20 protein-coding genes are annotated in these 17,666 nt (G+C 72.7%); 12 read left to right on the top strand and 8 right to left on the bottom strand.

Features of this window, described 5'->3' with window-relative positions; all coding sequences use genetic code 11:
• Positions 1 to 2 precede the first annotated feature (2 nt).
• A complete protein-coding gene (locus tag ACZ6SD_RS00705) occupies positions 3 to 1,067 on the top strand; it encodes an iron-containing redox enzyme family protein (protein ID WP_465314766.1) in 1,065 nt (354 codons plus the stop codon).
• A 9-nt stretch (positions 1,068 to 1,076) separates the two neighbouring features.
• On the opposite strand, the gene ACZ6SD_RS00710 is transcribed toward ACZ6SD_RS00705, so the two are convergent.
• Genes ACZ6SD_RS00710 through ACZ6SD_RS00720 form a run of 3 tightly spaced genes read right to left on the bottom strand, consistent with a single transcriptional unit; the run spans position 1,077 to position 2,755 of the window.
• Positions 1,077 to 1,751 (bottom strand): HemK2/MTQ2 family protein methyltransferase, encoded by a 675-nt coding sequence (locus tag ACZ6SD_RS00710; protein WP_465314767.1) that lies wholly within the window; start codon positions 1,749 to 1,751, stop codon positions 1,077 to 1,079.
• Positions 1,752 to 1,797: 46 nt separating this feature from the next.
• Positions 1,798 to 2,043, bottom strand: coding sequence for a CDGSH iron-sulfur domain-containing protein (locus ACZ6SD_RS00715; protein ID WP_465314768.1), 246 nt, complete (start codon positions 2,041 to 2,043; stop codon positions 1,798 to 1,800).
• A 58-nt stretch (positions 2,044 to 2,101) separates the two neighbouring features.
• The gene (locus ACZ6SD_RS00720; protein ID WP_465314769.1) at positions 2,102 to 2,755 is read right to left on the bottom strand and encodes a TetR/AcrR family transcriptional regulator; all 654 of its coding nucleotides are present in this window, start codon (positions 2,753 to 2,755) and stop codon (positions 2,102 to 2,104) included.
• Between the two features lie 133 nt (positions 2,756 to 2,888).
• Between ACZ6SD_RS00720 and ACZ6SD_RS00725 the strand changes: the two genes are divergently transcribed.
• The 7 genes from ACZ6SD_RS00725 (at position 2,889) to bla (ending at position 8,394) form a co-directional block, all read left to right on the top strand.
• Complete coding sequence (locus ACZ6SD_RS00725) at positions 2,889 to 3,233, top strand: YciI family protein (RefSeq protein WP_465314770.1); 345 nt, start codon at positions 2,889 to 2,891, stop codon at positions 3,231 to 3,233.
• A gap of 1 nt (position 3,234) precedes the next feature.
• Positions 3,235 to 4,452, top strand: coding sequence for an RNA polymerase sigma factor (locus ACZ6SD_RS00730; protein WP_465314771.1), 1,218 nt, complete (start codon positions 3,235 to 3,237; stop codon positions 4,450 to 4,452).
• Positions 4,453 to 4,459: 7 nt separating this feature from the next.
• Positions 4,460 to 5,254, top strand: coding sequence for a HipA family kinase (locus tag ACZ6SD_RS00735; protein WP_465314772.1), 795 nt, complete (start codon positions 4,460 to 4,462; stop codon positions 5,252 to 5,254).
• Positions 5,238 to 5,627: a DUF3037 domain-containing protein gene (locus ACZ6SD_RS00740; protein ID WP_465314773.1), complete on the top strand. Its 390-nt coding sequence runs from the start codon at positions 5,238 to 5,240 to the stop codon at positions 5,625 to 5,627. Before ACZ6SD_RS00735 ends, ACZ6SD_RS00740 begins: the two co-directional genes overlap by 17 nt.
• Positions 5,628 to 5,675: 48 nt before the next feature.
• Positions 5,676 to 6,716: a TIR domain-containing protein gene (locus ACZ6SD_RS00745; RefSeq protein WP_465314958.1), complete on the top strand. Its 1,041-nt coding sequence runs from the start codon at positions 5,676 to 5,678 to the stop codon at positions 6,714 to 6,716.
• Between the two features lie 81 nt (positions 6,717 to 6,797).
• Positions 6,798 to 7,427, top strand: coding sequence for a nucleotidyl cyclase domain-containing protein (locus ACZ6SD_RS00750; protein WP_465314774.1), 630 nt, complete (start codon positions 6,798 to 6,800; stop codon positions 7,425 to 7,427).
• A gap of 61 nt (positions 7,428 to 7,488) precedes the next feature.
• A complete protein-coding gene (gene bla, locus ACZ6SD_RS00755; protein WP_465314775.1) occupies positions 7,489 to 8,394 on the top strand; it encodes a class A beta-lactamase in 906 nt (301 codons plus the stop codon).
• 59 nt (positions 8,395 to 8,453) lie between these two features.
• Here bla and ACZ6SD_RS00760 read toward each other — a convergent pair whose 3' ends face one another.
• Positions 8,454 to 9,509 (bottom strand): alpha/beta hydrolase, encoded by a 1,056-nt coding sequence (locus tag ACZ6SD_RS00760; RefSeq protein WP_465314776.1) that lies wholly within the window; start codon positions 9,507 to 9,509, stop codon positions 8,454 to 8,456.
• 70 nt (positions 9,510 to 9,579) lie between these two features.
• Between ACZ6SD_RS00760 and ACZ6SD_RS00765 the strand changes: the two genes are divergently transcribed.
• Complete coding sequence (locus ACZ6SD_RS00765; protein ID WP_465314777.1) at positions 9,580 to 10,488, top strand: LysR family transcriptional regulator; 909 nt, start codon at positions 9,580 to 9,582, stop codon at positions 10,486 to 10,488.
• A 3-nt stretch (positions 10,489 to 10,491) separates the two neighbouring features.
• On the opposite strand, the gene ACZ6SD_RS00770 is transcribed toward ACZ6SD_RS00765, so the two are convergent.
• Positions 10,492 to 10,938, bottom strand: coding sequence for a hypothetical protein (locus ACZ6SD_RS00770; RefSeq protein WP_465314778.1), 447 nt, complete (start codon positions 10,936 to 10,938; stop codon positions 10,492 to 10,494).
• Between the two features lie 120 nt (positions 10,939 to 11,058).
• Here ACZ6SD_RS00770 and ACZ6SD_RS00775 point away from each other — a divergent pair, with 120 nt between their 5' ends.
• From ACZ6SD_RS00775 to ACZ6SD_RS00785, 3 genes are all read left to right on the top strand, one after another.
• Positions 11,059 to 11,955, top strand: coding sequence for a prolyl oligopeptidase family serine peptidase (locus ACZ6SD_RS00775; RefSeq protein ID WP_465314779.1), 897 nt, complete (start codon positions 11,059 to 11,061; stop codon positions 11,953 to 11,955).
• A gap of 100 nt (positions 11,956 to 12,055) precedes the next feature.
• Entirely contained in the window at positions 12,056 to 12,328 is a 273-nt protein-coding gene (locus ACZ6SD_RS00780) for a hypothetical protein (protein WP_465314780.1), read from the top strand.
• A gap of 496 nt (positions 12,329 to 12,824) precedes the next feature.
• Entirely contained in the window at positions 12,825 to 13,460 is a 636-nt protein-coding gene (locus ACZ6SD_RS00785; protein WP_465314781.1) for a class I SAM-dependent methyltransferase, read from the top strand.
• On the opposite strand, the gene ACZ6SD_RS00790 is transcribed toward ACZ6SD_RS00785, so the two are convergent.
• The 3 genes from ACZ6SD_RS00790 to ACZ6SD_RS00800 all read right to left on the bottom strand — a co-directional run bounded on the left by ACZ6SD_RS00790 (position 13,457) and on the right by ACZ6SD_RS00800 (position 17,608).
• The gene (locus ACZ6SD_RS00790) at positions 13,457 to 15,400 is read right to left on the bottom strand and encodes a GTP-binding protein (RefSeq protein WP_465314782.1); all 1,944 of its coding nucleotides are present in this window, start codon (positions 15,398 to 15,400) and stop codon (positions 13,457 to 13,459) included. The genes ACZ6SD_RS00785 and ACZ6SD_RS00790 overlap by 4 nt on opposite strands.
• A gap of 300 nt (positions 15,401 to 15,700) precedes the next feature.
• Positions 15,701 to 16,783: a sugar ABC transporter substrate-binding protein gene (locus ACZ6SD_RS00795; protein WP_465314783.1), complete on the bottom strand. Its 1,083-nt coding sequence runs from the start codon at positions 16,781 to 16,783 to the stop codon at positions 15,701 to 15,703.
• A 174-nt stretch (positions 16,784 to 16,957) separates the two neighbouring features.
• Positions 16,958 to 17,608, bottom strand: a complete 651-nt coding sequence (locus ACZ6SD_RS00800; RefSeq protein WP_465314784.1) for a DUF2278 family protein — start codon at positions 17,606 to 17,608, stop codon at positions 16,958 to 16,960.
• Positions 17,609 to 17,666: the final 58 nt, after the last annotated feature.

Below are 17,666 nucleotides of genomic sequence, written 5' to 3' on the forward strand. Positions count from 1 at the left end.
AGATGACCCTGGCCGACCCCGCCGCCGCCCCCGATTCCGGTCCGGCGCGCTCCACCCGCCCGACGCTGCCCGCCGCCCGCGGCGAGCTGTCCTCGGCCGTCTGCCGCGCGCTGGCAGGCGAGCCGGGCGCGCTGCCGGTGGCCGAGGCGCTCAGCGCCGACCCGCACGGGGAAGACCTGACCATCGCGCTGCACCTGCTCTACGAGCTGCACTACCGCGGTTTCCCCGGTGTGCGGCCGGAGTTGGAGTGGGACCCCGAACTGCTGCGCCTGCGCGGTGCGCTGGAACGCCGGTTCCTGCACGGCCTGCGCGCCGGAACGCGCGCGGGCACGGACATCGACGCCACGGACATCGACGCGGTGCTGGCGGACCTGCTGGTCGAGCACGTGCCCGGCGACGGGGTGTCGCACTTCCTGCGCGACGAGGGCCAGTGGTGGCACGTCCGCGAGCACTTCGTCCACCGGTCGGTGTACCACCTCAAGGAGGCCGACCCGCACGCGTGGGTGATCCCTCGGCTGCGCGGCCGGGCGAAGGCGGCGCTGGTCGCGGTCGAGTTCGACGAGTTCGGCGGCGGGCACGCCGACCGGATGCACTCCCGGCTTTACGCGGATCTGCTCGCGGAAACCGGGTTGAGCAACGGGTATCTGCACTACCTCGACGTCGTGCCCGCGCCAGCGATCGCGGTGGTCAACCTGATGTCGCTGTTCGGCCTGCACCGCGCGCACCGGGGCGCGCTCGTCGGGCACTTCACCGCCGCGGAGATCAGCACCCCGCCCAGCGCGCAGCGCATGATCTCGGCGCTGCGTCGGCTGGGCGCGGGCCCCGCGGCCATCCGGTTCTTCGCCGAGCACGTCGAGGCCGACGCCGTGCATGAGCAGGTGATGCGCCGCGACGTCGTCGGCGGGCTGCTCGCGGACGAGCCGGAGCTGGCCGGGGACGTGGTTTTCGGTGTGCTGGCAACGGAACTGCTGGAAAGCAGACTTGCCGAGCACCTGTTGGGCGCTTGGCGCTCTGGGCGGTCGTCGCTGCTGTCGCCACTGACGGAACTGCCGGACGACCGCCCGTGAGCAGCGGGGTCACACCGGTGTGAGGAGGCGGTCGGCCCGGACCACCACGAGTTCTTCGTGCCGCTGGCCCGGGGCGATCAGCCCTTCCCGTTCCAGCAGGTCGATCCGGCTGTTCATGACCGGCCCGAACGGCTCGTCGGCGCGGGCGACCACCGCGGCCTTGAGCCCGCCGCCGCGCAGCACGCGCACCGTCTTGTCCACATCGCACAGTGTCGAGTGGACGATCAACATGACGCCGCCGGGGTTGAGCAGGTCGGGTGCCCTGGCGCACAGGCGATCCAAGAAGGCCCGGCCGTCGCGGCCCGCGTCCCACGCCCTGGCCGGGCCGCTGGTGGGCGGCGTCGGCGACGCGCACGGAACATAGGGCGGATTCGACAGCACGACGTCGAAGCTGTCGAAACTCTTGCCTGCCACCACATCCAGCGCGTCGCCGTGCTTGACCTGGATCGGGAGCCCGCGCAGGCGCGCGTTCGCCCTGGCCGTCCACACCGCCCGGCGCGACACGTCGACCGCGGTCACGTGCCGCGCGCCCGCGCGCGCCGCGACGATGGCCATCGCCCCGGTTCCGGTGCCGATGTCCAAAACCGTTCCCCCACGGGGGATTCCCGCGGTCGCGAACGCGGTGCGCAGGAGCTGGGTGTCGCCCTGCGGTCTGTACACCCCAGGGGCTCTCAGTAGCAGCATGAGCGGCGAATACCTCAGCGGCGACCGCCCAAACCGTGGGTTTCGCCTATGTTTCGGCTGTGTCGTCGCTGTCGTCGCTGTCGCGTTCGGATCGGTCCGCCGTCACGCGCTTTCGCGTCCGGTGGCTGGCGTCGCACAACGGGTAAATCTTGCTCCGCCGACACGTGCACACCGCCGTCACGAAGCGGTCGGACCGCACGGTCGACCCGTCCGCGCCGCGCACCACGACCGGCCCGTCCACCAGCATCGGCCCGTCGTCGGTCATCCGCACCTGTCCCACCGCGTCCGCCATGGCGGCCGAGTACCTCGCGGGCGACCCGCCAAACTCGTCGCTTGACCGGCGTCGCGGGTCAGGTTGAACGGAGGCGGGCGAGCCGGGCGGCCATGCCGTCCAGCATGCGCTCGACGGCGTAGTCGTAGCAGCCCGGAACCGGCTCGGGGCAGCCCTGGGCGAGGTCCGCCGAGACCAGGCCGCGTGGGTCGACGCGGGCGGCCTCGGCCCGGCGGTCGTCCTCGGTGGCGACGAACTGGCACGCCGTGCCCAGCAGCGTGGCGTAGGCGAGCGCGCTTTCCCCGCCGAATCCCGCTTCCCGCAGCAGGGTCACGCCTCGCTCGGCGACCGGCGCGGCCCGCTCGACGCCGGGACCGCGCGCGGCAAGGCGCCGGGCCGCGCCCGGGTACCGGCGCAGCACGGCGCGCGTCTCGGCGAGCAGCACCCGGAACCAGTCGCGCCAGGGCAGGGCGGCGGGCGGGAGCGGGATCATGCCCGCCACCCGGTCCAGCACGGCGGCGACGACCGCGTCCCGGCCGCCGACGTGGTGGTAGACCACCGCCGGGTACGCCTCGACGGCCGCGGCGAGCTGCCGCAGCGTCCAGTTCTCCAGGCCGTGTTCCTCGGTCAGCCGCAACGCCTCGTCCACGATGCGCTCGGCGGTGATGGCGGGCAGCCCCGCCGCGAGGCGCGAGCGCGGGCGGGTGTCGGGCATGGGGACTCTGCCAGCCATGGCGGAAGCCTAATTGAACCGCGTTCAGGACGTGGGCGCGGTCACAACGGAGGTTTTTCCCGGTCGCTGTCGATTCGGGCGCGGACCGTTCGTGTAGAGGGCGGAAGTACCGTCTGCCCTAGGAGGACATACCATGCCGCGCTACCTGCTCAGCTTCTACGAGCCCGCCGGGCCGCCCCCGCCGCCCGAGGTCCTCGACCCGATCATGGCCGACACCCGGGTCGTGATGGACGACCTCAAGGCCAAGGGCGAGTGGGTGTTCGACTCCGGCCTGCACGAGCCGGACACCGCCACCGTCGCCCGGGTGCGCGACGGCGACGTGCTCATCACTGACGGCCCGTTCACCGAGGGCAAGGAGCACATCGGCGGGTTTGTGATCATCGAGTCGGCCGACCTGGACGCCGCGCTGGACTGGGCCGCCCGGCTCACCCGCGCGAGCACGCTCCCGATCGAGGTGCGGCCCATGCGGGCCGGGTGAGATGAGCGCGCCGCCCGAGATCGCGCGGGTGTTCGCCCAGGAGCACGGCCGGGCGGTCGCCGTCCTGGTCCGCGTCTTCGGCGACATCGACATCGCCGAGGACGCGGTCCAGGACGCCTTCGCCGAGGCCGTGCTGCGCTGGCCGGAGACCGGGCCGCCGCCGAGCCCGGCGGGCTGGATCATCACCACCGCCCGCAACCGGGCCGTCGACCGCCTGCGCCGCGAGGCGTCCCGCGCCGACCGGCACGCCCAAGCCGCCCTCCTGCACGCCCGCGACGAGCCCGCCGAGGAGGGACCCGTGCGTGACGACCGACTGCGGCTGATCTTCACCTGCTGCCACCCTGCCCTCGCCACCGGCGCCCGGGTCGCGCTGACGCTGCGGCTGCTCGGCGGCCTGACCACCGCCGAGATCGCCCGCGCCTTCCTGGTTCCCGAGCCGACCATGGCGCAGCGCGTCGTCCGCGCCAAAGCCAAGATCCGCGCCGCCAAGATCCCCTACCGGGTGCCGCGCGACGCGGACCTGCCGGACCGGCTCCGGGCCGTCCTCGCCGTGGTCTACCTGATCTTCACCGAGGGCCACACCGCGAGCGCTGGCGACCGGCTCGTCCGCGACGACCTGCGCGCGGAGGCCATCCGCCTGGGCAGGCTGCTGGCCGAGCTCATGCCAGACGAGCCGGAGGTGCTGGGCCTGCTCGCGCTGATGCTGCTCATCGAGGCGCGCACACCGGCCCGCACTGGCCCGGCGGGCGAACTCGTGCGGCTCGCCGACCAGGACCGCGGCCGGTGGGACCGCGCCCTGATCGCCGAGGGCCAGGGCATCGTCCGGCGGTGCCTGCGGCGCGGGCGCCCCGGCCCGTACCAGGTCCAGGCCGCGATCAACGCCGTGCACAGCGACCCGCCGCCCACCGACTGGGGCCAGATCCTGCGGCTCTACGACCACCTCATGGCCCTGGCCCCCAGCCCGGTCGTGGCCCTCAACCGCGCGGTCGCGCTGGCCGAGGTCGAGGGGCCCGCCGCCGCGCTCGCCGTGGTCGACGGCCTCGACCTGGCCGCCTACCACCTGTTCCACGCCGTCCGCGCCGACCTGCTGCGCCGCGTCGGCAGGCGCGACGCCGCCGCCCTGGCCTACGACGCCGCCATCGCCCGCGCGGGCAACGCGGCCGAACGCGACCTGCTGCGCCGCGCCCGCGCGGAACTCGGCGCGCCGCCCACGGCATGATGCTCGGGTGTCCACCGAGAACGGGCTGCGTGCCGTCGCCGCGACCCGCTACGTCACCCCGCTGCGGGAGGGCGGCTCGCTGCCGGGCCTGGTCGAGGCCGACGACCTGGGCATGTACGTCCTCAAGTTCCGCGGCGCGGGCCAGGGTGTCAAGGCGCTCGTCGCCGAGGTGATCGTCGGCGAGCTGGCCAGGGCGCTGGGTTTCCGGGTGCCCGAGATCGTGCTCGCCGACCTCGACCCCGAGCTGGGCCGCGCCGAGCCGGACGAAGAGGTGCAGGAGCTGCTGCGCGCCAGCGGCGGCCGCAACCTGGGGTTCGACTACCTGCCCGGCTCGTTCGACTTCAACCCGCTGGTGCGCGACCCCGGTCCGGGCCTGGCGGCCCGGGTGCTGTGGCTGGACGCGCTGGTGCTCAACGTGGACCGGAGCTGGCGCAACCCGAACCTGCTGCTGTGGCACCGGGACGTGTGGCTGATCGACCACGGCGCCGCCCTGTACTTCCACCACCGCTTCGGCCCCGGCTGGCGGCCCGCGGCCGACTACCGCTACGACGCGGGCGACCATGTGATGCTGCCCGTCGCCGGTCCCGTCACCGAGGCGGACCGCGCACTGCGGCCGCTGCTTACCGGCGACCTCTTGCGCCGGACGCTCGCGCTGGTCCCCGACGAGTGGCTTGCCCAAGACGGCGCGTTCGCGGGCCCGGACGACGCGCGGGCCGCGTACACCGCGTTCTTCGACGCCCGCCTGGCGAACGCCGCGGACTGGGTCGACGCACTGGAGGCGACTCGTGCCGCACGTGTTTGAGTACGCCCTGCTGCGCGCGGTGCCGCGCCAGGACCGGGGTGAGGCGATCAACGTCGGCGTGCTGCTCTACTGCGCGCCGCTGGACTACCTGCGCTGCCGCACCCATGTGGCGCCGGAGCGGCTGCTCGCGCTCGACCCGGCGCTGGACCTCGATGTCCTGGCCGACGCCCTGCGCCACCTGTGCCGGTCGTGCGACGGCGCGGTAAGCGACCCGGTAACCGGCATCTCGCCTGGCCAGCGCTTCCGCTGGCTGACCGCGCCGCGCAGCACCCTGGTGCAGACCTCGCCGACCCACACCGGCCTGACCGACGACCCCGAGGCCGACCTGGAGCGGCTGTTCCGGCTGCTGGTGCTGCCGCCCGGCGACCGGTAACGCCGACCCCGCCTCGGGTGATCCACAGGGCGGGAGAGGCGGGTGTCCATGGCGCTGGTGTTCATCAATTACCGCGAGCGGGATCAGGCCCACCTCACCCAGACCCTCTACGCCCAGCTCGCCCGCCGGTTCGGCGACGAGCAGGTGTTCGTGGACTCGCGGTCGCTGCCCATCGGGCGCAGGTACTCGCCGGAGATCCTGTCCGCGCTGGCCCGCGCCGACGTGGTGCTGGCCGTCATCGGCCGCGACTGGGAGACCGCGCGCGACGAGACGGGCGCGCGCAGGCTCGACAACCCGAGGGACTGGGTGCGCCGGGAGATCGCCGACTCGCTCGCCCGGGGCGTGCCGGTGGTGCCGGTGCTCGCCGAGCACCGGGCGCCGCCGCGCCCGGACGACCTGCCCGGGGAGTTGCGCCCGCTGCTGAGCGGCCAGTGGTGCGAGATCCGCCCGCACCGCCAGGACGACGACATCGCGGACCTGATCCGCCGGATCGAGCGGCTCGTCCCGGCGCTGTGCCCGGCCGCGTCGCCGTGGCGGCGGTGGGTCGCGGTGGGAGCCGTCCTGGTGCTGGTGGCCGCGGTCGTGGTGTCGCTGTGGCTGGCGTCGGCGTGGCGCGACCAGCCCGGTGGCGCCGGGCCGACGCCGACCGGCGAGCAGCCGCGGTCGCGGTGGCCATGGGACGAGTCCCCGCCGGACGAGCAGCCGGACGAACCGCCTCAGGAGGAGGCGCCGCGGGAAGAGCCGCGGGTGTGGCAGCAGGCGACCGTGCGGGTCGAGCGGGGAATCGACCTCGACCGCGAGCCGCCCGCGCCGAGCGCTCGGGGCAACGACGTGCTGATCACCCTGCCGAGCCAGATCGACGCGGCCGCGGACTCCGCGCTGGCGTGGTGGGTGAACCCGACTCGGCCGACCGGACTGGACTGCGCGCGGCACGTGACAGGCGTGCTCAAGGGGTTGCCGGTCTTCACTTACACCCCGGGGACATTGGTCTGCGTGCGCACCACCGAGGACCGCGTCGCGCTGATCGAGTTCGTGGAGATCGACGCTGGGGGCCGGTCGGTGTTCGAGGTCGTCGTCTGGGCGAACTGACCGTTTCGGCTGTGTAACGGGGATCACGCGGCCCCTGACCCGGCGATGCCGGATGATCTACACGGCCGATCGGGGACGGGGATGACGAGGACACCGGAGTTGTTGACAGACCTGACAAAACTGGCCGCGCTGGGCCTGTGGCCCGCGACGGTTTACCGCGATCTGCTCGACGTCGAACGGGGTTCGCTGTCCGAGGCGGACTTCCGCGCCCGCCACATCCACCGCAAGGCGGTCCTGGAAATCGACTCCATCGGCCTGACCTCGACCAGCCTGCGCCTGGGCGAAGTGGCCGCCCTGCGCCGAATCCTGCGCTTCCAGCAGGTGTGCGCCCCCGTCTTGGCCGACTTCGGCGCCGAACTCACCCATGCCTTCGCCGACAACCTGACCGTCCTGTTCGATTCCCCGACCCAGGCCCTCGACGCCGCCTTCGCCCTGCACACCCACCTCGCCGAGGCGAACACCGACGACCAGATTCCCCAGTGCGGCATCGGCATCGGCTACGGCGACGTGTTCGCCATCGGCCCCAACCTCGCCATGGGCGACGAGATGAACAAGGCGTCCAAACTCGGCGAGGACACCGCGGAGTCCGGCGAGACCCTGCTGACCGAAGCCGCTTTCCAAGCGGTGCAAGACCATCCGGCCGCCCGCTTCACCGTGGTCACCGAATCCGACCTGCCTTTCCCTTACGCCAGAGCGGAACCCGCCCGCTGACGGTCCGCCGCGCCATTGGGGCCGCGGGCGGGCGCGGGCGCCAGTCCGTATGCTCGGGCCAATGGGGATCGATCTTTCACGGCGCGCCGTTCTCGCGTCCATGCTGGCCGTGCCGACGCTGTTCGGGCTGGCCCACGCCGGGAGCGCGGACGCGGGCCCGGCCGCCCGCTCGGACAAGCGGCACCGGCTGCGCGAACTCGAAACCGACTATCCGGGCCGGATCGGGGTGTCGGCGTTCAACACCGGCGACGGCCGCGCCATCGCCTACCGGGCGGGGGAGAGGTTCGCGATCGCCTCGACGTTCAAGGTGCTCGCCGCCGCCGCGATCCTGCGCAAGGCCCGCCGCGACGAGCCCGGCCTGCTCGACCAGGTCGTCCACTACACCCGCGCCGACCTGGTGCCCAACTCGCCGATCACCGGGAAGCACGTGGACACCGGGATGACGGTCGCCGCACTCTGCGAGGCGACCATCACCTACAGCGACAACACCGCGGGCAACCTGCTGCTGCGCGAACTCGGCGGGCCGGGCGCGATCACCGCGTTCGCCCGCACGCTCGGCGACTTCCGCACCCGCCTCGACCGGTGGGAGACCGACCTGAACTCGGCCATCCCCGGCGATCCGCGCGACACCACGACACCCGCGGCGATGACCAGGAACCTGCACGCGCTCACCGTCGGCCACGGCCTCGTCCGCCCGGACCGCGAGCGGCTCACCGGCTGGCTCCTGGCGAACACGACCGGCGGCGGTCGCATCCGCGCCGGGGTGCCCGCCGACTGGAAGGTCGGCGACAAGACCGGCACCCCGGCCTACGGGGGCGTCCACGACGTCGCCATCGTGTGGCCGCCGGACGCCCGTCCCCTGATCATCTCCGTCTACACCACCCGCACCGACCCGGACACCCCCGGCGACGAGCGCGTCGTCCGCGACATCACCCGGGTCGTGGTCGACGCCATCGGCCCCCGCTGACCGCGTCCTCAAGTTGGGGGCGGCCCGCGGTCGGGCATGGCCCGGAGCCGGGAAGCGGCTCACCCGGCCAGGAAGGCGCGCAGTTCGGCCAGCAGCCGGTCCCGGCCGTGCTCGGGGCGGTCGAGGTGGGCGTAGTGGGTGGCCCCGGCCAGGGTCACCGCGCGGACCTCGGCCGCGTGCACCAGGTCGCGCCGCAGGTCCGCCACATCCTCCGGACGGCTCCAGAAGTCCCGCTCCGAGCGCAGGATCAGCACCCGCGCGCCGATCGCGGAGCCGTCCCACAGTCTGCGGCCGGTGGCCAGGTAGAAGCTGTCCTCCAGCGCGCCGGACGGCGCGCGGAACGCGGGCGGGTCCAGCTCGGCCGACCGCGGGTCGCTGGCGAGCGCTTCCCGCTGGTAGGCGGCGACGATCTCGGGGTCGCGCCAGCGGGACTTGTCCGCGTCCGGGATGCCCGCGTCCCAGGACGGCAGCAGCGAGGCGGCGGTGTTGTGCCGGTAGCCGCCGAAGGCCGCGAAGTGGAACCGGCCGGGGTGGTCGGGGTCCTCGAACGGTGAGCCGTGCCCGATGCCGGGGTGCTCGGCGCTGCCGCCGTAGAGGCTGTTGAAGAGGACGAGCTCGCCGACCTTGTCCGGGTGCAGCGACGCGTACAGGCCCGCCCACTGCCCGCCGGTGGCCCAGCCGAACAGCGCCACCCGGCCTGCCCCGGTCCGCCGCCGCGCCAGGTCGACCGCCGCGTCGAGGTCGCGGACCACCTCGGCCCCTCGGACCAGCGGCGCCGACCGCTCCGGCGGGCGCTCCATCGCCTCGGGGCGCTGGGAGAGCCCGTATCCGCGCGCGTCGACCAGGTACACCGGGTGCCCGGCGCGGGCCAGGTCCTCGGCCAGCGAGCCGTGCGGCACCGGCAGGTCGAACGAGGCCGCGCTCGGCACCCGCGCCCCGTGCAGCAGCAGCACCGGGACCCGCTCGGCGCGCCGCCCGGCCACGATTTCCCGCACGGCGATACGGAAGCCGTCGACGGTCCGCGCGACCAGGGCGCGCCGCCGCGGCTCGGTGTCGGCGGGCGGGGCGAGCGCGGCCAGCAGCGTGGTGACTATCAGGGCGAGGGTGACGCGCATGCCTCCACGATCGGGGAGATCCAGTGCGGTGTCCAATACCGGTCCGCGGCCCCGGCGATACTCTCGGCGTATGGCCGCGATCGATCTCCGGCTGCTGGGGCAGTTCGTCGCCGTCGCCGAAGAGGGCGGGTTCGGGCGGGCCGCGGCCCGCCTGCGCATGGCGCAGCCGCCGCTGAGCGCGGCCATCCGCAGGCTGGAGCGGGAGCTGGGCGGCCCGCTGTTCGTCCGCACCAGCCGGGGCGCGCGGCTCACCGCGGCGGGCGCGGTGTTCCTCGACGAGGCGCGGGCGGTGCTGGCCCGCGCCGACCGGGCCACCGACACCGGCCGCCGCGCCGTCGCCGGGCTGGCCGGTCGGCTGCGGCTCGGGTTCGTCGGGTCGGCTGCCTTCGACCTGCTGCCCCGCCTGCTCGCCGCGTTCCGCGCCCGGCACCCCGACGTGCGGCTCGACCTCACCGAGGCGCCGACGGCGGCGCAGGTGCGGTCACTGCTCGCCGACACCGTCGACGCCGGATTGGGCTGCCCGCCCATCCACGACGACGACGGCCTGCTCACGGTCGAGGTCGTCTTCCGCGAGCCGTACGTGGCGGCGGTCCCGGCGGCGCATCCGCTGGCGGGCCGGACCGCGATCGGGCTGGCCGAGTTGGCCGACGAGCCGTTCGTGCTCTTTCCCCGCGACCTGGGCCCCGGACTGCACGGCCGTGTCCTGGCCGCGTGCCAGGCGGCCGGGTTCACCCCGAAGGTCGCGCAGGAGGCCGTCGCGCTCCAGACGATCGCCGCGCTGGTCGCGGGCGGCATCGGCGTGGCACTGCTGCCCGCGTCGGCGCGCGCCGTCCCCCGCGTCGGCGTCGCCTACCTCGATCTCGCCCGCCCTGACCCGCTCACCCACGACCTCGCGCTGATCCACCGCCGCGACGACACCTCGCCCGTGCTGGCCCGCTTTCGCGAGGTGCTGGCCGACCTGACCGACCCGCCGGGGTGAGCGTCAGGCAGTGGGGCTGATCCGCAGGACGGCCGCCCCGTCCGCCACCGACAGCACCTCGACGGCCACCCCGTTCGCGGTGACCCGGCCGCCGGGGCGGGTGCTGGCCTGGCCGGTGGTCCGCCCGTCCTCGGCCGCGCCGGTGAGCGTCGAGGAGCAGTCGGGGCCGACGCAGCCGAAGCCCGCGCCGCCGATCATCGGGATCCGCAGGGTGACCACGTTCCGGTCGATCGAGCGCACGGTCAGCTCGCCGACCCGCAGGCGCGGCTCGAACGCGATCACGGCGGCGGCGGTCACGGTGACCTCGCAGTCGCCGTCGGCGCAGGCCGCGAGGTCTGGACCGGGCGCGCTCGGGGACGGCGCGGAAACCGGGGTACCAGGGACAGGGGACGTGCACGCGCTCGCCGCCACGATCACCGCCGCCACGCACCCGATGCGCCCGCGCCTCATGCCACTCCGCTTCCTTGCCCAGTAGTCCCGCCGTCGAAAAATTGGATCTTGATTCGGCCCGCTGTTGTCTACAGTGGCCCCGTGGCGACGAGACGGCCACTTGGGGGAAGGAGCGATGCCATGGGGAAGCAGCACACCGGGACCATCAGCGCGGTGGCGGCGGGCGTGCCGTTCACCGCGCTGCCGCCGAGCGCCCCGGTCGAGGGACCCGCGCCGCTGGTCGTGACCTGGCACATGATCGACGCCCCGCGCACCGACGCGGCGTTCGCCGCCGCGCTGCCGCTGGCCGGGGTGCCCGCCTGGCGGGTGCACCTGGGGATGCCGCTGTGCGGGGCGCGAATGGTCGACGGATCCATGGACGCGGTGGTCGCCCGCGCCATCGAGGACGCGGTGCTGTCCTACGCCGACCCCTTCGTCCGGCAGGCCGCCGACGAGCTGCCCGCCGTGCTGGCTGACCTGCGCGAGCGGCTGTCGGTGGACGGCGGGCCGATCGGCGTGGTCGGCGGCTCCCTCGGCGGGTCGGTGGTGCTGCGGGTCCTGGCCGAGCGCCGGATTCCGGTCGCCGCGGCGGCGGTGGTCAACGCCGCCGTGCGGGCCCGGTCCCTGGTCGCGCTGATCGAGGGCCTCACCGAGCAGCCCTACCGGTGGACCGACAAGGCCGCCGCTGCCGCCGACGCCCTGGACTTCGTCGCCCGGTCGGGTGACATCGCCGGTGGCGCCGTCCAGCCGCCGCTGCTGCTGGTCAGCGGCGAGCAGGACTACCCGACATTCCGCGCGGACACCGCCGACCTGGCCGCCGCGCTGCGCGGCGAGTACCGGCGGCCCGACGACGTGCGGCTCACGACGGTCGCCGACCTGGCCCACCCGCTGGCCGAGCCGCCCGGCGTCGAGCCTGCCCCGCAGCTGCCCCAGGCCAAGGCCGTCGACGACGCCATCACCGCGTGGCTGTGTCACCACCTGGTCTCCAATGGACGCACGGACCGCCCGGATGGGTCCGTATCGGACGGGACTACGTAGCCGTCCGTAGCCGGTTTCGGTATCCGGATAGGTAGTTCTCCCGATGTTCGCCAGGCCACAGGAGCGCAGTCTTGACACAACCCGAGATGTGAGGTGTGACATGACCGAACAGGAAAGACAAGCTCTCCGCCACGTCGCCGCCGGACAGCTGCTGTACCACACCGGACTGTGGGGCGGCCCCGCCGGTTACCGCTGGCGCGGTCCGGACGGCTCCGAGGCGGGCGTGGTGTCCCCTTGGGAGACTCAGGCCCTCTACTCGCTGACCTCCGGCGGCCTCATCGCCGTCGAGGCCCGCACCGACCCCTTCGCCCGCCGGGTCCGGATCACCGCGGCCGGAATGTCCATGCTGGGTGAAGTGGCCCAGGCAGCCTGACCGGTCCGCGTGAGCCGGGGTCGCCACCGACGACCTTTCTCCACCAGCCCCTGGTGACCTCCGCGCTCCCCGGACCCCTCGTGCTCGCGGCGCGGGAATCCCCCACCCGCGCCAGCCTGGACGAGCGGCCCGCCTCGCCACCCGCGCTCCCGTGACTGAACCCGCCCGCCGACCAGGCGCCCCGAACGCCTGTGGACGGCCGGGTTCTCTGGAGCGGACCTGCCGGAACCCGCGGCCCCTCGTGGTCGCTCTGGCCTGGACGCACCCCCCGCCGTCCGTGCCTGTCCGCACCTCCGCCCCCACCGCCACGGGCATCGCGGAGACCCTGGTCGACACCCGCGACCTCGGCCCGCCCCCGACCGCTGACTTCCGCGCCCGCGCTCCCCGCTCGATTTCCCCCGAGCCCCCGACCGGGTGGCCCATCCTGCCGTGGGTCACCCGGTCGGCCCCCGATCTTTTCCTGACCCGACCTCCTGGTCGCCCTTAGATTGACCGCATGGCCGACGGCACCCGGAGAAGCTACGACCTGGTGGCCGACCGCTACGCGACGGAACTCGGCGACGAACTGCGGACCAAGCCGCTCGACCGGGCGCTGCTGGCCGCCGTCGCCGAACTCGCCGAGGACGGGACGGTGGCCGACGTGGGCTGCGGCCCCGCCCACGTCGCCGCGCACCTCGCCGACCACGGCGCCCGCGTCGTCGGGCTGGACCTCTCACCCGCGATGTGCGCGGTCGCCCGCCGGAACACCGCGGTCCCGGTGGGCGCGGCGGACATGACCGCCCTGCCGGTCCACTCAGGAGCGTTGGCCGCGGTCGTCTGCCTGTACGCGGTGATCCACCTCGATCCCGCGTCCCGCGCTGCGGCCTACCGCGAGTTCGCCCGGGTCCTGCGCCCCGGCGGCCACGCCCTGCTCGCCTTCCACGTCAGCGACGCCGACGTTCCTCCGGGCGGAGCCAGAACCCTCGACGTCTGGTGGGGCCACCAGGTCGACCTGACCTTCCGTTTCCTCGACCCCACCGAGGAAACGCGGTCGCTGGCCGAGGCGGGCCTCCGCGTGGTCGCCCGCCTCGACCGCGATCCTCACCCCGTGGAGCACCCCAGCAGGCGGTGCTACCTCCTGCTTCAACGCTAGACGCGGCGAAGTGTGCGCATCAGGTATTCCTTGCGGTCGAGCGGATTGTTGTCCGACCGCGCCCGAGTGGGGACCGGTCCCTGAACCGGCCGGTAGTGGTCGAAGGCGCACTCCAGGACGGCCTCGCCGCGGGTCAACCCGGGCAGCAGCGACTCGAACTCGTGCACCCGGGCCGCGGGGAGCACTCCCTCGACCAGGCACGACGACCCGCGCGGCGACTGGTCGCGGGGGACGCCGCGCAGCCGGGCGACCACGGGCAGGACCGCGCCGAGCGTGTCGGCGGGGATGTCGAGGTGGAAGCGGTGCAGTGGCTCGTGCACCACGGTCCCCGCCTGCCGCAGCGCGCTCATCAGGACCAGCGGTGTGAGGCCGCGGAAGTCCCCCGCGGTGCTGGACATGCTCTTGTCGAAGGTCGCGCCGGAATGGCTTTGCCTTGCGGCGTAACCGGAATGCGTCATCGTGACCACGCAGTCGGGGATCTGCCACCCGTGCACCCCTTGGTTCAGCGTCTCCCGCACGGTCTCCTCCACCGCGGTGAAGAACGCGAACGGCATCGACCCGAGTTCGACGCCCAGCCGGAAATCGACGCCCGCGCCCGCCGGAGCCGGGTCGACGCGCAGCCCGACCGTCGCGAGGAACGGGTTGGGCTCCTTGCCGATCAGCTCCACGGCCGCGCCGGAGCCGACGAGCCGTTCGATGTGGACGGTGGTCGTCTCGTGGAAGGCGACCTCGACGCCGAAGTCGTCGGCGAGGGTCGCCTGGATGACTTCCTTCTGCACCTCGCCGTAGAGGGACACGGAGAACTCCCGCCGGGCCCTGTCGTACCGTAGGTTGATCAGCGGGTCCTGCTCGGCGAGTTGGGTGAGCGCGACGTGCAGCGCGCCCCGGTCGGCCGCGCGGCGCGCGACGACCACGGTCTCCAGCGTCGGCGGAGCGAAAAAGCCGTTGCCCTGAGCCGTTTCCGCCTCGCCGATCGGGTCGCCGACCCGGACGTCGTCCAGCCCCCAGAGCTTCCCGATCCGCCCCGCCTCGACCGAGTCCCGCCGCACGGCCGAGCCCCGCTCGAACACGCTGATCGCGGTCACCTTCGCCGCCGTGTCCCCGACCCGCAGCCGATCCCGCGTCCGCACCGTGCCCGAGAACAGGCGGGCGTAGGCGATTTTCTCCCCGGCCGGACCCCGCTCGACCTTGAACACCGTGCCCCCGACCGCCCCGTCGGGGTCGCTTTCCTTGGCGGGCAACAACTCCGTGACCCCGGAGACCAACTCGGCCACCCCCGCGCCAGTGATCGCGGAACCGAAGAACGCCGGGAACGCCACCGCCCGCCCGACCTGCGCCCTGAGTTCGTCGCGCACCCGGCGAGCGGAGACCTCGCCGTCGACATAGGCGGCCAGGAACGCGTCATCGTTCTCGGCGAGCACCTCCGCCGCCAGTTCCCCCGCCCCGAACGGCAGATACCGCGCGCCGCGCGTGCCCAGCCCCGCCACTGAGCCCATCGGGACAATGGCCCCCAACGCCTCGGCGGCGTCACACCGCGCTCCCCGCCGGTCGATCTTGTTCACGAAGACGAGCGTAGGAATGCGCAGCCGCCGCAAAGTCCGCATCAGCACCCGGGTCTGCGCCTGCACACCCTCCACAGCGGACACGACCAAGACGGCCCCGTCGAGCACCGTGAGCACCCGCTCCACCTCGGCGATGAAATCCGGATGCCCCGGCGTGTCGATCAAATTGACCGTGACCCCGCCCACCACAAACGACACCACCGCCGACTTGATCGTGATCCCCCGCCGCCGCTCCAACGCCAGCGTGTCCGTCCGCGTGCTGCCCTCATCGACGCTCCCCAACGCGTCAATGACCCCGGCGGCGAACAACAGCCGCTCGGTCAAACTCGTCTTACCGGCGTCGACATGCGCCACAATCCCCAAGTTCACCGTACGCATCAAGCCTCATGTCCTGTGGATGGGTGTGTGTTCCTTCCTGAATGGACACAAAAGCTCGACGCATCTGCTTCTCCTACTCACTCGACATCGGCTGACCGCCCACCAGCACAGCAGCAACCCCCACCACCCGGCAACCGATTTGCGCCAACGGGTGAACCCATGGACTGAGACAGACGTGATCCGCGCAGTGAGGGCCAGCATTTCCCGGTGATCTTTGCGCCTCTCCCTCGGGAAGGCGAAACGGTCGCGCGCATGACTTCGATGTGCAGCTCTCGGACGGAACGCGCGACACGGTGGCGCTCACTTTGTCTGGTAGACCTCCGGGGCGAGGATGGTGCGTCTGGTCGTATTGCGATGGTTGTGCATCTTTTCCAGGACATGGACGACGCTCTCGGCAAGGCGGTGAGGGTCTTGGACCACGGTGGCTCGTAGGGGGCTGGCGCCGGTGTCGATCAAGGTTCGGGCCTCGGCGGTGCCGTCCACGCCGATGACCACGGCGTCCGCCGTGCCTGGGGAAGTCGTCGCCCGTAGTGCGTCGACCGCACCCAGCGCCATCTCGTCGTTGGTGCAGAACACGGCGTCCAGGCGACCGTTTCGCGAGGCGAGTAGGCGCGTGTGGGATTGCACGGCGTCATAGGCGCGTGAGCGATCGAAGGCGCAACTGTCGTTGACGATGATCGAAACGCCGGTCAACTCCGCCCGTAGGACCTCCGCGCAGAGGCTTTGCCGGGTTTTGTGCTCCTGGCTGGCTATGATCAGCACGTGCGGCCGCCGCTGGTCGTGCTGTCGCAGGTGTGCCACCAGCCAGCGACCCGCGAGCGTTCCGACATCGGAGCTGAGGTATCCGACAAAGGCGGCGTTGTCGGGGTAGTGGTTCTCGTCGTCGAACGGCTCGATGTCGGTGAAGACCACGGGCAGGGCCAACTCCGTGCAGAACTCGGTCAGGTCCGTCCGCAGGCGGTGCACCTCCGTCGCGACGATGATCCCGCCGATGTAGCCGCGGCGCGCGGTCAGAATCCTGCGCAGATGGTGTGCCTGCGCCGCGGCGTCGTAGTCCCGGGCGGGCACCTTCAACACCAGGTCGATGCCGCCGCGGTCCAAGACGACGTGCATGTGTTGCACAAACCTGGCGACCCAGTACTTCTGGCTGAAAGCCGACGTCACCAGAAATGCTTGCCGTGTGCGTCTGGTCCACGGCGTCCGCCGCGCCAGCAAAGGCGTCGCGACCAGCATGCCTACGACCACGACCGTCCATGCGGGCAACTGCGTGACCAGCACGCCGCTGCGGATCACCGCAAGGACTCCGGCCAGCGTCAGACCACCGGCGACCGAGGTCAGGATAGTGAACCGCACCGGGGTGCGATCGCGGTCGAGCCTCTTCATTGCGACGCCCTCTCGAACGGACGGGATCGCAAGAGTCCCACCTGCCCCGTTGACGCCAGGCACAGGGCCGACACTTCGTCGTGAACTCGCGGCATGCGAGCGGATGAGCCGACTTGGCCCGCGTTCATGTGACGCGGGCTCTATGAAGTCTCTCAATCGCTTGCCGACTCGGGGTCAGATCGGGTGGCCGTCGTGGCCGTCGTGGCCGGTGTTGTCGGATTGGGAGGAGAATTTCGAGACGAAAGCGTCCAGGGAGCCGTCTGGGCGGGTCACGAGGACGCCGCCGTCTTGCCAGATGGCGTTTTCTGGCCACCATTGGGAGCCTGCTGGGTCGCCTTGGTTTTGGTGGATGTTGTGCATTCCGAAGCCGGTGGTGAATGGTTCGCCGAATATATGCGCCGGGGCGCCTGCGGTGAGGATTGATTCCAGGGCGGTGGACGCTTGGAGGTGCGAACCGGTGGTCCAGGGGCGGCCGAGCCAGCGGCGCAGCGGGGCGAGCAGGCAGCCGGTGGTGTCGCGGATGGCGGGGTGGCGGATGTGGTCCAGCGCGCCCGAAGCGCTGGTCGACACGAGGGGGTGGTAGCCCGGCGCCAGGTTCGCGGGCGGGCCGAGTGCGGTTGGGGTGAAACGGAGAACTTTCCACCGCACACCGGTGTCGGTTTGGTGGCTGTCGACATCCACCGCGCAGCGGAACGACCGGTCGGCGCCTTGCGCGGGGGCGGTGACCCGCAGCGTCACGTGGTACCACCGGCCCTGCTCGTCGGGGGTGTCCCTGGCCCACTGGGTCAGGGTGCCGACCAGCACTCCGTAGGCGTCCAGGGCCATGGCGTCCTCCCGTGTCGGGGACCAGGTCGTCCATGGTGCGGGCCGGGGGCGTTCGGCG

Source organism: Actinokineospora sp. NPDC051303, assembly GCF_055586285.1.